General features: G+C 64.6%; 12 protein-coding genes. 3 read left to right on the forward strand and 9 right to left on the reverse strand.

Going from position 1 to position 12,495, the window contains the following annotated elements; genetic code table 11:
* Window positions 1-68: 68 nt before the first annotated feature.
* The 8 genes from AAGW05_RS05170 to AAGW05_RS05205 form a co-directional block, all read right to left on the reverse strand.
* On the reverse strand, window positions 69-1,070 hold the full coding sequence (locus AAGW05_RS05170) for an adenosine deaminase (protein ID WP_411803407.1): 1,002 nt from the start codon (window positions 1,068-1,070) through the stop codon (window positions 69-71).
* Window positions 1,067-1,486, reverse strand: a complete 420-nt coding sequence (locus tag AAGW05_RS05175; RefSeq protein WP_411803408.1) for a RidA family protein — start codon at window positions 1,484-1,486, stop codon at window positions 1,067-1,069. The genes AAGW05_RS05170 and AAGW05_RS05175 overlap by 4 nt, the downstream gene beginning before the upstream one ends.
* Window positions 1,483-3,198, reverse strand: coding sequence for a dipeptide ABC transporter ATP-binding protein (locus AAGW05_RS05180; RefSeq protein WP_411803409.1), 1,716 nt, complete (start codon window positions 3,196-3,198; stop codon window positions 1,483-1,485). The genes AAGW05_RS05175 and AAGW05_RS05180 overlap by 4 nt, the downstream gene beginning before the upstream one ends.
* On the reverse strand, window positions 3,195-3,992 hold the full coding sequence (locus AAGW05_RS05185; RefSeq protein ID WP_411803410.1) for an ABC transporter permease: 798 nt from the start codon (window positions 3,990-3,992) through the stop codon (window positions 3,195-3,197). The genes AAGW05_RS05180 and AAGW05_RS05185 overlap by 4 nt, the downstream gene beginning before the upstream one ends.
* Window positions 3,989-5,038 (reverse strand): ABC transporter permease, encoded by a 1,050-nt coding sequence (locus tag AAGW05_RS05190; RefSeq protein WP_411803411.1) that lies wholly within the window; start codon window positions 5,036-5,038, stop codon window positions 3,989-3,991. The genes AAGW05_RS05185 and AAGW05_RS05190 overlap by 4 nt, the downstream gene beginning before the upstream one ends.
* 31 nt (window positions 5,039-5,069) lie before the next feature.
* Window positions 5,070-6,656 (reverse strand): ABC transporter substrate-binding protein, encoded by a 1,587-nt coding sequence (locus AAGW05_RS05195; RefSeq protein ID WP_411803412.1) that lies wholly within the window; start codon window positions 6,654-6,656, stop codon window positions 5,070-5,072.
* 79 nt (window positions 6,657-6,735) lie between these two features.
* Window positions 6,736-7,947, reverse strand: coding sequence for an amidohydrolase family protein (locus AAGW05_RS05200; RefSeq protein WP_411803413.1), 1,212 nt, complete (start codon window positions 7,945-7,947; stop codon window positions 6,736-6,738).
* A 146-nt stretch (window positions 7,948-8,093) separates the two neighbouring features.
* The gene (locus tag AAGW05_RS05205) at window positions 8,094-9,044 is read right to left on the reverse strand and encodes a nucleoside hydrolase (protein ID WP_411803414.1); all 951 of its coding nucleotides are present in this window, start codon (window positions 9,042-9,044) and stop codon (window positions 8,094-8,096) included.
* 287 nt (window positions 9,045-9,331) lie between these two features.
* On the opposite strand from AAGW05_RS05205, the gene AAGW05_RS05210 reads away from it, so the two are divergent.
* Together AAGW05_RS05210 and AAGW05_RS05215 are read left to right on the forward strand one after the other, a co-directional pair.
* Entirely contained in the window at window positions 9,332-10,363 is a 1,032-nt protein-coding gene (locus AAGW05_RS05210; RefSeq protein ID WP_411803415.1) for a LacI family DNA-binding transcriptional regulator, read from the forward strand.
* Window positions 10,364-10,438: 75 nt separating this feature from the next.
* Window positions 10,439-10,846: a hypothetical protein gene (locus tag AAGW05_RS05215; protein WP_411803416.1), complete on the forward strand. Its 408-nt coding sequence runs from the start codon at window positions 10,439-10,441 to the stop codon at window positions 10,844-10,846.
* Between the two features lie 19 nt (window positions 10,847-10,865).
* On the opposite strand, the gene AAGW05_RS05220 is transcribed toward AAGW05_RS05215, so the two are convergent.
* Window positions 10,866-11,510 carry a LysE/ArgO family amino acid transporter gene (locus AAGW05_RS05220; protein ID WP_411803417.1) on the reverse strand — a complete coding sequence of 215 codons (645 nt, stop codon included), beginning with the start codon at window positions 11,508-11,510 and terminating at the stop codon, window positions 10,866-10,868.
* Window positions 11,511-11,556: 46 nt separating this feature from the next.
* On the opposite strand from AAGW05_RS05220, the gene AAGW05_RS05225 reads away from it, so the two are divergent.
* Window positions 11,557-12,444 carry an ArgP/LysG family DNA-binding transcriptional regulator gene (locus AAGW05_RS05225; RefSeq protein ID WP_411803418.1) on the forward strand — a complete coding sequence of 296 codons (888 nt, stop codon included), beginning with the start codon at window positions 11,557-11,559 and terminating at the stop codon, window positions 12,442-12,444.
* The last annotated feature ends 51 nt before the right edge of the window (window positions 12,445-12,495 follow it).

Here is a 12,495-nt window from a genome sequence, read left to right on the forward strand (position 1 = left end):
AAAGGCCGCCCGGGATTTGTTCCCGGGCGGCCTTTCGTTGGTTAAGCCTTGTGGCTCAATGCGCAAGTTCAGCCCTGCTGCGTGCGCCAGTGATGCAGTTCACCCAGGAGGGCCGCCTTGCGGTCGGCGTCGGCGAAGGATGAGCGGATGGAGTTGCCGGCCAGGGTGGCAACGGTGTCGGCGTCGAAGCCGAATTCTGCGTTGAGTGCCGCAAAGTTCACGTCCACGTGGCCGCCAAAATAGGCCGGGTCATCGGAGTTGACGCACACGTTCAGCCCGGCTGCCAGCATCTGCGCAAGAGGGTGGTCCGCCAGCGTGTCAACGGCGCGCAGGCGCACGTTGGACAGCGGGCACACGGTCAGGGGAACCTGTTCGGCGGCAAGGCGCCTGACCAGTTCAGGATCTTCCATGGACCGGATGCCGTGGTCAATCCGCTGCGCACCCAGCAGGTCAAGGGCGTCGGAAACATAGCTGGGCGGGCCTTCCTCGCCGGCATGGGCGATCAGGTGCAGCCCGGCCGCCCGTGCGCGGTCATAGAGGCGAACAAACTTCGACGGCGGGTTGCCGACCTCGGCCGAGTCCAGGCCAATGCCGGCGATGGGTGCATCCATGGCCAGCAACGCATCGAGGATTTCAAGCGCCGACTCTTCGGATTCATCCCGCAGGAATGCCGCAATGAGCTTCGTCGACATGCCAAAGTCCGCCTCGCTGGAGGCCAGGGCCGTGGCGATGCCGTTGACCGCCGTCGAGAGTGCCACGCCGCGCGCCACATGGGCCTGCGGGTCGAACATGATCTCGGCATGGCGTACGCCCCCGGCCGATGCACGGGCCAGGTAGGCGCGGGTCATGTCCGCGAAGTCGGCCTCGGTGAGCAGCACTGCCATGTTGGCGTAGTAAAGGTTCAGGAACGACTGCAGGTCCGTGAACTCGTACTGGGCCTGCAGCTCCCCCAGCGTCGGGAACGGCAGCGTGAGCCCGTTCCGCGCCGCCAGGGCAAGGATCAACTCGGGCTCAAGCGTGCCCTCGATATGCAGGTGCAGCTCGGCTGCCGGAACGTGGCGCTGTGTCATCGCGTCTCCTCTTGTGTGGTCCGGCCGTTGCCCGGCTGCGGGCGCACGGCGGTGATGTCCATGGCCACGAGCGGGCCGGGAAGGGCTGCCCCCAGCACCGTGCGCACGGGGTAGGGCTGCGGGAACCTGCGGGCGAACACCTCGTTGACTTCCGGGAAGTTTACCGCGAAGTCCTCGATGATGACAGTCACCTTGACCACCTCGCGCAGGGACAGTCCGACGTCGGCCAGTGCACGCTCAAGGTTGTCCACCACGGCCTCGGCCTGGGCCGAAATGCCGTCGGGGATGCTGCCTGTGGCCGCGTCAAAGGGCCCAATTCCGGAGGAATAGAGCACGCCGTTCACTTCCGCCAGGTGGCTGTACGCACCGTAGGGGGTGCCCAGTGCCTGGACGTTGCGGAACTCCGCGCCGTTCACGGGGCACCCTGCAGCTGTCCGGGGATGGATTCGAGCAGTTCCTGCGTGTAGGCCTTCGCCGGGTGGTTGAGGATCTGCGCGGCCGGGCCCGCCTCAATCACATCGCCAAAGCGCATGACCACAATCTGGTCAGACACCTGGCGGATGACCCCGAGGTCGTGGGAGATGAACAGGTAGCTGAGGTTGAACTGGGCTTGCAGGTCAACGAGCAGCTGCAGGATTTGTTCCTGGACAGACACGTCCAGCGCCGATACGGGCTCATCCAGCACGATCATTTCAGGCCCCAGGGCAAGCGCCCGGGCAATCGCAACGCGCTGGCGCTGGCCGCCTGAGAGCTGTCCCGGGCGGCGGTTGATGAGGTCGGGGGAAAGCTGGACGCATTCAAGCAATTCCCGGGCCGCCTCGCCCTGGCGCTTCCGCTCGCCCAGCTTGAACGCACGCAGCGGCTCGGTGATGATCCGTTCAAGGGTCATGCGCGGATCAAGGGAACCAAACGGGTTTTGGTACACGACCTGGATGCGCCGGCGCAGCTGGCGAAGCTGCTCCCCGCGCCACGAGGTGACGTCCTGGCCGTCGAACAGGACGGTTCCGGAGTTGGCGCCTGCGATGCGTGCTGCAATGCGGGCCGTGGTTGTCTTGCCCGAGCCCGACTCGCCGACAATCGAGAGCGTCTGGCCGCGTTCAACCGAGAAGGAGACGTTGTTGACGGCCGTCAGGACGCTTGCGGGTGCGCCGGGGGTGCGCAGCGCAAAGGTCTTGACCAGGTTGCGCACCTCAAGGACCGGCACTCCGGTTGCGGCGGCTTTTTCGCGTCCGGCAAACATGGAGCTGCCAAGGGGCGCCCCGCCATCGCCGGGCAGGGGGCGCGCCTGCAGCCGCCCGCTGTTCAGCCCGGGTGCGGCGGCGACGAGCCGGCGCGTGTAGTCGTGTGTGGGGTTGGCCAGCACGTCGGCCGCGCTGCCCGCCTCAACGATGCGTCCTTGCTGCATGACGAGGATTTCATCGGCACGGTCGGCGGCAACGGCAAGGTCGTGGGTGACGAGCAAGACGGCGGTGCCGCGCTCGGCGGCAAGCCGTTCAATGCGGTCCAGCACCTGCCGCTGGACTGTGACGTCCAGGGCACTGGTGGGTTCGTCGGCAATGACGAGGTCGGGGTTGCAGGCCCAGGCCATGCCGATCAGGACGCGCTGGCGCATGCCGCCGGAGAGCTGGTGCGGGTACTGCCCGGCCCGTGCTGCGGCGTCGGGAATGCCCACCTCGCCTAGGATCTCCACGGCGCGTGCGGCCGCGGCGGACACGCTCACCTTCCCATGCAGGCGCAGGGCTTCGGCAATTTGCGCACCGATCTTCATGAGCGGGTTCAGCGAGTTGCTGGGGTCCTGCGGCACAAAGCCAATGCGCGCGCCGCGGATGCTCCGCAGCTTCCTCTCGCTCGCGGTGGCGAGGTTTTCGCCGTCGAACGTTATGGCGCCCGAGGTGATGCGCCCGCCCGTTGACAACCTGCGGATCAGCGACTGCGAGATGGTGCTCTTGCCGGAACCGGATTCACCAACGATCGCCACGATCTTCCCGCGCGGGATGCTGAAGCTGACACCGCGCACGGCCGGGAAGGTCTCCCCCGCGCTGACGTACTCAATGTGCAGGCCGCTGACCTCCAGGATGCTGGCGCCGGCCGGTACTGCGGGGGGCGTGCTGACTGGTTGGTGCGTCACTTGGCTGCTCCTATTTGCTGGGCCACGCGGTTCACTGAGAGGACGACGGCGACAACCACCAGGCCGGGCAGGATGCTCAGCCACGGGGCGGTTGCCACGAATTGGCGGCCCGATGCCACCAGCGAACCCCATTCGGGGGTGGGCGGCTGCGGACCAAAGCCAAGGAAGCTCAGGGCCGACACTGACAGGATGGCTGTGCCCATTTCCAGTGCCGCCATCGATATGACGGGGCGTGAGGCGTTGGGCAGCACGTGGGTCAGCAGGACGGTGCCGCGCCTGACACCGAGGGCGCCAGCCGCTTCAACGTACTCCTCGTTGCGCACGCGCAGCACCTGGGAGCGCATGACGCGGGCGAATGAGCCGGCCGCGCCGAGGGCAACACCGAGGGCAACGGACCACGGGCCGAAGCCGAGGGATGCGACAACGATCAGGGCCAGCAGGATGCCGGGGACGGCAATGAACACGTCAACGACGCGCATGATCAGGAAGTCGGTCTTGCCGCCGATGGCACCGGCCAGCAGGCCGACGACGGCACCCACGACGACGCCGATGATGACAGCGAGGGCGGCCGCGGCGACCGACAGACGGGCGCCGTACACGACGCGCGAGTAGACGTCGCGGCCGAGGTGGTCCGTGCCGAACCAGTGCTGTGCGCTGGGCCCGAGCATCTTCTGGGCGGCAACCCCGTCAAGGGGGCTGTGGGTGGCAAAGAGGGAAGGCACGGCAACCGCCAGCAGGACGAGCAGCAGGAAGACTGCGGAGATCAGCAGCCCGGGTTTCTTGAACATTCTCATGCTGTGGTCCTAACGGGCTCTGAAGACTCGGGGGCCTCCGGGCCGGCCGGTGATTTTGGTGCGGCGAGGGTGGGGCGGATCCGCGGGTCGATGATGCCGTAGCAAACGTCAACGATCAAGTTGACGAGCGAATACACAATCGCCACCACAATGACGACGCCCTGGATCACGTTGATGTCGCGGGCGAGGACGGCATTGACAGTCATGCGGCCAATGCCGTCCCGGGAGAAGACAGTCTCCACCACGGCGGTGCCGCCGGCGAGGTAGCCGATCTGCAGGCCAAGGATGGTGATGGAGGCCAGCAGGGAGTTGCGCAGCACGTGGCGGGTGAAGATGCGTCGCGGGGACAGGCCCTTGGCGACGGCGGTGAAGACGTAGGCCCCGTTGGCCGCCTCAAAGACGGCGGAGGAGAAGACCTGGAAGAAGATGGCGCCCACGGGCAGTGCCAGGGTGATCGAGGGCAGGACGACGCTAAGCGGGCTCCGCGTTCCCGACGACGGGAACCAGCCAAGGCCAAAGGCGAACACGCTGATCAGGACAAGTCCTGTCAGGAAGGCCGGGATGGCGACACCGAGCGGCGGGATCTGCAGCAGGGTCTGGCGCAGCCAGTGGGAGCGGGTCAGGAAGGCCAGGTAGGTGACAACCACTGCAAGGAGGATGCCGATGACCAGGGCCAGCCCGGCGATGGCGGCGCTGTGCGGAAGGACCCGCCCAATCATGGTGGCCACGGGCTGTCCGGTTGAAATCGACGTGCCGAAGTCACCGGTGAGCACGCCGCCGAGGTGCCTGAAGTACTGCGTCCACAGCGAGCCGTCGAGGCCGTATTGCACACGCAGCCGTTCCAGTGCTGCGGGATCCGTGGTGGTTGCGTCGCCGCCCTTCAGGGACAGCGCGGCAAGGACGGGGTCCCCGGGCAGGAAATGGATCAGCAGGAACGTCACTGTGTACGTTGCCCAGATGACGAAGATGAACTGGAGCAATTTTGGCGCGGCAAAGATCAAAATCGTGCGGGCCCGTTGCGCGAACGACGCTCCTGCTGAATCCATGGTTATTTCCTTAAAGCGATATGCGGTTCGGCTACTTGGAGACAGTCATGTCGTACAAGTTGATCCGTGAAGCCGAATCAAACTCGATGCCTGAAACCTTGTTGGTTGAGGCATGCAGCTGGACGGTTTCCAGGGTCGGGATGACGTAGCCTTCCTTGATGACAAGCGCCTGGATCTTGGTGACGAGGTCCTGGCGGGCGGCGGCGTCTGCCGTCTTGGCCTGCTCCAGCAGCATCTTTTCAAGTTCGGGGTTCTCAACTACGCCCCAGGCCGACTTGGAGCCCTTGGAGAGGGCAACGCGCAGGACGTCGGGGTCGGTGCGGGTCAGGGCCGCACCCAGGAACTCGTAGTCGTGGCTGGCCACGGCACCGAAGAAGTCACCGGCAGTGACCATCTTCAGCTGCAGGTCCACGCCAATCTTCTTCAGCTGCATCTGGGCTGCTTCAAGGACGTCCTGGGCGTAGAACGCCGTGACAGTCACTGTCAGCTTCTTGCCGTCTTTGGCGTAGATGCCGTCCGAGCCAAGGGCCCAGCCGTCGGCCTCGAGTAGTGCCTTGGCACCTGCCGGGTTGTACTTCATTTCATCGCCCTGGCTGGCGTAGCCCGAGGTGGTGGACGTCAGAGCGCTTGTCGGCGCCTTGCCGCTGGCTGAACCGGCCAGGGTGTTGATTTCCTTGCGGTCAAGGCCGATCTGCAGTGCCTTCAGGATTGCGGGATCGCCCAGCAGGCCCTTTGTGGTGTTGGCGATCAGCGAGTTCGGGATGCCCGGGTTAGCTGCCGCGTACAGGTTGAAGCGATCGTTCGTGAAGCGTGCTTCATCGGCGTAGGGGACGTCCTGGATGACGTCGAATTCGCCCGAATCCAGGCCGCCGGTGCGGACGCTGTTCTCGGCAATGACAGGGAACGTGATTGTCTTCACCAGGGCGTCGCCTGTGTGCTTGCGCAGTTCCGAACCCCAGTTGTAGCCATCACGGCGGCTGATCTTCACTGAATCGTTCTGGGTGTAGGAGTCAAGCACGAACGGGCCCGAGCCCAGGACCGACTGGCAGCGCGCTTCGGGCTTGGCCTTCGTGGTCGCGGCGGAGACCATCGACAGCGTGGTCGTGGAGGCGCCCTGCATGAACTGTGCGTTGGGGGCGGAGAAGTTCACCTTGAAGGTGCTCGGGTCGAGCACGTCGGTTCCCGTATATCCGGCCAGCATCTGGGACGCCAGCGATGCCTTGGGGCCCATGGCGAACAGGGCGTCAAAGTTTTCCTTGACGACCTCGGCTGTCAGCGCGGTTTTATCGCTAAAGGTCACGCCGTCACGCAGGGTGAAGGTGAACTGGGTGAGGTCGCTGTTGGACTTCCAGGTCTTCGCCAGCCAGGGCTTGAGCTCGCCGGTCTTGGTGTCCTGGTCCAGCAGTGAATCTGTCAGCTGGCGGCTGACGTTCAAGGCTGTGGTCAGGGTGACCTGCTGGGGATCCATGCAGCCCGGATCTTCCTTGAGGGCGAATACGACGCTGCCGCCGGAGGCGTCTGTGCCTGCCGCGGAGCAGGAGGCGAGGGCGCCGCCAGCCATGAGCGCGGCCAGGGCAAATGCCCCGGTGCGCAATACGTTCTTCGATGCAATCTTCACGAATGGTCCTTGTCTGGGATGGTGCGGGTCTAAATGGTGCGAAATCTGAAATCTACAAAGGCCCGCCGGGGCCCGTGGATTACGCCGGCAGTTCGCCGCTGACCACACGGCCGCGGGAGACCACTGCCACAATGTTTTCGGTGCGCAGGTCCTGGATGTTTTCCCACGGACGGCCCTTGATGACGATGAAGTCGGCGCCGTAGCCGGCCTGGAGCTTGCCAACGGTGGAGCCAAGTCCCACGGCGTCTGCCGCGTCGGAGGTGGCGGCGACAAGCGCGCGCTCGGGGGTCCACTCGAACATGCCGGCCATGAGCCGGACTTCCTCCATCTGGTCGCCGAATTCGACCATGAAGCCGTTCGCGTCGGTGCCCAGCACAAAGCGGACACCCGCCGCGCCGGCGCCGTCGAAGTTGCGGTTGCGTTCCTCGACCACGGCCTTGGCCTTTTCCTGCGCCTCGGCCGAAATGGTGATGCGGCCGTCGGCGATCGCGTCGTTGATCAGCAGGGTCGGCGCCACGGGGATGTTGCGCTCCACCAGGACGGGCCAGTGCCTGCTGATGATTCCGGTTCCGTGCTCCAGGGAGTCGGCGCCCTGGGCCAGTGCGATGTCAACGCCGTCGGTGGAGTGCGTGTGGGCTGCAACGGGCATGCCCAGCGCGTGCGCCTCGTTAACAGTGGTGGCGATTTCTTCGTTTGTCTGGTTGCGCCAGCCCACCTTGTCGCCCATGGACAGGACGCCGCCGCTAGTGTAGATCTTCACGCCGTGCGTGCCGGCGCGGGCCCACTGGCGGACAAGCTTGCGGCACTCGTCGGGGCTGTCTGCCACGGGTTCGCGGTGCGGGAAGTGGGGAGGTGTGAACAGGTCCCCGTGGCCGGCGGTCATGCCGACCTGGCCGTGCACAAGGACGCGCGGGCCCTCGAGGATGCCTGCCTCGAAGGCTCGGCTGACGGCGAGCTGGTGGCGGTCGCCAGCCAAGTCGCGCAGCGTGGTGACGCCGGCGCGGGCTGCCTTTTGGGCGTTGGCGGCAATGTGGAGTGTGCGCTCCTCGGACGGGGTGACCAGCGGCCAGGAGACCCAGTCGACCTTTCCTTCGCCGGCGTACCCGCCCAGGTGGACGTGCGTGTCGATCAGTCCCGGGATGATGCTGTACTCACTGGGGGCGTCCGAGTCAGAAGGTGCAACCTCCGTGATGTTGCCGTTTTCCCAGCTGATGGCTGCGGTGCCGAGGAAGTTTTCCCCGTCCCACAGGGCTGCGCCCTCCAGGCGCTGCATGGGCGTGCTCTGGCTCATGAGTTTCCTTATCCCCGGCCAGCGCAATGGCGCCAGGCCGCAATGTGATGTGTTGCTGCGGTGTTGGTTGAAACGAGGGTGCTCGCTCGGGTTGGGCGGCCTGCCCCGAAGTCAATGAACGACGCCGGCCACCCGCCTTGGTTTTTCTAGGCGCCGAGTGCCTCGAGAAACTTTTCGTGGAAGGCTTCCGCGTCGATGCTTTCCACAATCCTGATGACGCCCTTGGCGCGCGGGTCCACCGGTGCCGGACGCGTCGCACGCAGGTCCCCCACCAGGGCGCCGCGGGACGGGCCCTGGCCCAGTTCCACGTAGGCGTTGACGAGCTTGTAGCGGCCGAGTTCGGGTTCCAGCGCTAGTGCCATGGCCAGCGGGTCATGCAGGACGGCGGTGCGCACGCCCATGGTCTTTTCGTGGAAGTCCAGGTAGTGCGCCATGATCTTCCAGGCCAACTGGGCACGGGGGTCGGTGCTGTTTTCAATGCGGGCAAGGCCGGCTGGTGTCAGGACCGTTGACAGTGTGATTTCAAGGCCGACGAACAGGACGTCCCACTCGGCGTCGACAACCAGCTGGGCTGCCTCGGGGTCGTGCCATACGTTGGCTTCCGCGGCGGGGCTGATGTTGCCCTGGATGCCCACAGCACCGCCCATGACCACCACGCGCTTGATCAGTTGCGCAAGCTTCGGTTCAAGCAGCAGCGCCATGCCGATGTTGGTGAGGGGGCCGATCGCCACCAAGACCAATTCACCGGGGTGCAGGCGCGCCTGGGCCACAATTTCGGCAGCCGCAAGTGAACCTGAAATGTGGCGGTTCGACTCCGGCAGCTCGGAATTGCCCAGGCCGTCGTCTCCGTGCACGTACTCGGCTGTGTGGAGTTCCTGCGCGAAGGGCCGTGCTGCGCCCTGATGGACGGGCACGTGGTGCAGGCCGACGGCGTCGAGCAGGGTCAGCGTGTTCCGGGCTCCGCGTTCCACGGGGACGTTGCCGTGCGTGACAGTGCACAGGCGGAAGTCCGCGCCGTGGTGCGCGCCGTAAAAAATGGCAAGGGCGTCATCGATGCCTGTGTCGCAGTCGAGGATCAGTGCGGTTGTCATAGTCATAAGTCCTACGTCGGATCTCTAGAATCTAGGGACTACTGCGTTCCTGACTTAGTCAAGTTCACGGCAACGTCTTGGTTCGCAATCCTGACGCCGGTTTTGAGAAATCCATTTCTCAGTCCCAGCAAATTACACCCCACGCAACAAATGCAAGTCAAATCAGCGCATTACCCTGTCATCACCGACTTTCCGTGGCACGACGGCACCCTGGCGCACTTTTGACACTATAATTTACATCACGTGGGGGCAGGCTTTTCGGCATTCTCCGTGTATGTCGAGAGGACGATTTCATGAACAAACGCATCACCATGCTTGACGTTGCGGATGCGGCGGGAGTTTCCCCGGCAACGGCGTCGAGGGCGTTGTCCGGCAACCCAAAGGTTGACCCGGAGTTGGCCCGGCGCGTCGTTGATGCCAGCATCCAACTGGGCTATTCCGCCAATGCCATGGCCCGGGCACTGCGGACCCGGCGCACCGACACCATTGGCGTTGTGGTCCCCGGCATCAACAACCCGTATTTTCCCAGCATCGTCGAGGCGCTTGAAGGGATCCTGGCCGAATCAAACCGTTCACTGATTCTGTGCAATTCCCGTCAGGAGCCGGTGTTGGAGTCGTCCCGGATCGACCTGCTGATCAACCGCATGGTGGACGGGCTCGTGGTCATTCCGGTGTCAACCCGGGAGTCCGCCGCCGCGGTGGCCGCGGCCGCACAGCGGGTTCCGCTAGTGCAGCTTGACCGGTACGCAGAGGCACCGGGCACCGACTATGTGGGCAGCGACAACACCACGGGACTGCGGTTGCTCATGGACCACCTGCGGGACATGGGGTGCAGGACGTTTGCGTATGTTGGCGCACACCCCACCACCAGTTCGGCCCATGAACGGCACACCGAATTCCGGGCGCTGACAGCCCCGCAACGCCCGGCCGCCCCGCACCACTGGGAACTGCTCGGTGATTTCAGCATGGAATGGGGATCCGCCGCAGCTCGCCTGCTGCTGGCTGGCGGGCCGCTGCCGGATGCCATCATCTGCGGTGCCGACGTGGTGGCGATCGGCCTGCTTGCCGTCTTGAATGACGCCGGCATCGGCATCCCTGCGCAGGTGAAGATCGGAAGCTTCGATGACGTCTCTCTCAGTCTCATCACCACGCCGAAGCTCACCTCGGTGCGCCACCCCGTGGCGGACCTGGCCCGGGAAACCATTCGCCTGCTCGATGAAAGGTCCCTCAACCGTGGGGGGCCAGGGCGGAAAAGCATCTTCTGCCCGCAGCTCATGGTCAGGGAATCGACGGCCGGCCTTGAGGTGGGCGGCGCCGGGGCGTAAGCCCGCCAACCATCGCCCGGCGAATTGCCAGTCTCGTCCTCTGGAAACTCGAGCAGTAATAGCTAAAATGATCTTGTGAGTTCCCGCAGCGACCAGCCCCTGGTCCCAGCAGTATGGCAACGCCATGACACGGAGATCCTGCCGTTGTGGCTGGAGCGGCTGCGCCGTGAAATGGGGCCGACCGTGGCGAGCCGTTACGCATCCGGGCTGTTCTTTGAGGATAGGCGCCGTCCCATCGCCCAATGGTTCAACCCGGCGCTGAATGCGGCGTTGCTGGTGGGGATCGAGACATCCGCGGAGTGGCCGGTGCAGCGCTTCGGATTGTTCTACGCACCTCCCGAAGGCGGCGTGGTCCAGGTCCACATGAACACCCACGAGTGGTACACCCGCACACCCACGAAGTCACCCACGCAGGAACAGGCATTTAATGGTGCAATCGTGTCCGCGGAATCATTTCTGCAGGCTGAAATGGACTTCCTCTAAAAAGCCCTCGTACTGCGGGCTACGCGCCGAGCACCATTGTCACGCCAAGGAAAAGCATGACGGCGGCAATCAGCCAGTCGAGCACGCGCCAGGCCCCGGGTTTTGCAAAGACCGGGCGCAGGAACCGCGCCCCGTAACCCAGGGCGCTGAACCACATCAGGCTGCCCAGCGCCGCGCCCGCTCCGAACCACCAGCGCAGTTCACCGTGCTGGTTGGCGAGGGACCCCAACAACAGCACCGTGTCCAAATAGACGTGGGGGTTCAGCCAGGTCAGCGTCACGACTGTGACAAGCGCGGCCTTCCTGCTTAAGGAGCCCTGCTGGGTGCCGGCTGTCAACGCACCGGGGCGGAGTGCACGTCTGGCGGCAAGGACCCCATAGGTCAGCAGGAACGCGGCCCCGGCCAGCCTGATCACCACAACCACGGCAGGCACGGCAGTAATTACGGCACCAATGCCAAGGATGCCCCCTGCAATCAGGACGATGTCGCTGAGCATGCAGACAAGGACCACGAGCCCCACGTGTTCGCCGCGGATTCCCTGCCGGAGGACAAAGGCGTTTTGGGCGCCAATGGCCATGATGAGGGCAAGCCCGGCGCCGAGGCCGGTTGCCGACGCTGCGGCGATATCAAGTGGAGTCACAGCCAATGAAACTACTATGCTCATGATTGACAGTACAGCTAATTATTTTCATGCATCCTAAGGAAATTTCATGGTCGCATTTCAGACGGAGCAGTTACGCACCTTCGTGGCGGTGCTTGAAAACGGCACCTTTGATGCCGCCGCGCGCCAACTGCATGTCACGGCGTCGGCCGTTTCGCAACGCATCAAGGCCATGGAGCAGCTCGCCGGACAGGTCCTGCTGCTGCGGACAACACCCATTGCCGCCACGTCGGCCGGAGGCGTTGTGCACAGGCTGGCCCGCCAACTTCGCCAGCTGGAATCTGACGCGTCCACGGAGTTGGGTTTGAACGGAACCACCAGCGATGCCCTGGCCATTGTCGTCAACGCCGATTCCCTGGCAACCTGGTTTGTTGACGCCCTGGCCCTTGTTCCCTCCACTGCCGGGCTGATGTTTGAACTGGTGCGCGAGGACGAACAGCATTCGGTGGCGCTCCTGCGCTCGGGCGAGGTCATGGCGGCCGTGACAGCGACGGCCGAAGCCGTCCAGGGCTGCACATCCGTGCCGTTGGGAGCCATGGAGTACAGGGCCGTTGCCTCTGCGAAATTCCTTGGCACATGGTTTCCCCGCGGATTCTCCCCCGCACTCCTTGCAGCAGCCCCGGCCGTGCAGTTCGACCGCACCGACACCCTGCAAAAAAATTTCTTCACGGACATCACAGGAACTCCGTTGTCCTGTCCGCAGCATTTCATCCCCGACACCGTGCAATTTGCCGAAGCTGTAAGACTCGGGCTGGGCTGGGGCCTCATGCCGGAGGCCCATTGTGCGCAGGGCCTTGACACGGGCGACCTTGTTGAACTGGTTCCCGGACATGTTTCACGCATCCCGCTGTACTGGCAGCGCTGGAAGATCCAGTCGGCTGCCCTTGACCACCTGACGGCCGCGGTGACAAGCGCCGCGGCCCGGGCACTGAGCTAGACGGGCCAGCGGGGCCGGGCTCCGCCGTGCCGCGGCAGTCATTGCGGGTGT

It is taken from the genome of Arthrobacter sp. LAPM80, from assembly GCF_046736435.1.
Taxonomy (GTDB): Bacteria; Actinomycetota; Actinomycetes; order Actinomycetales; family Micrococcaceae; genus Specibacter.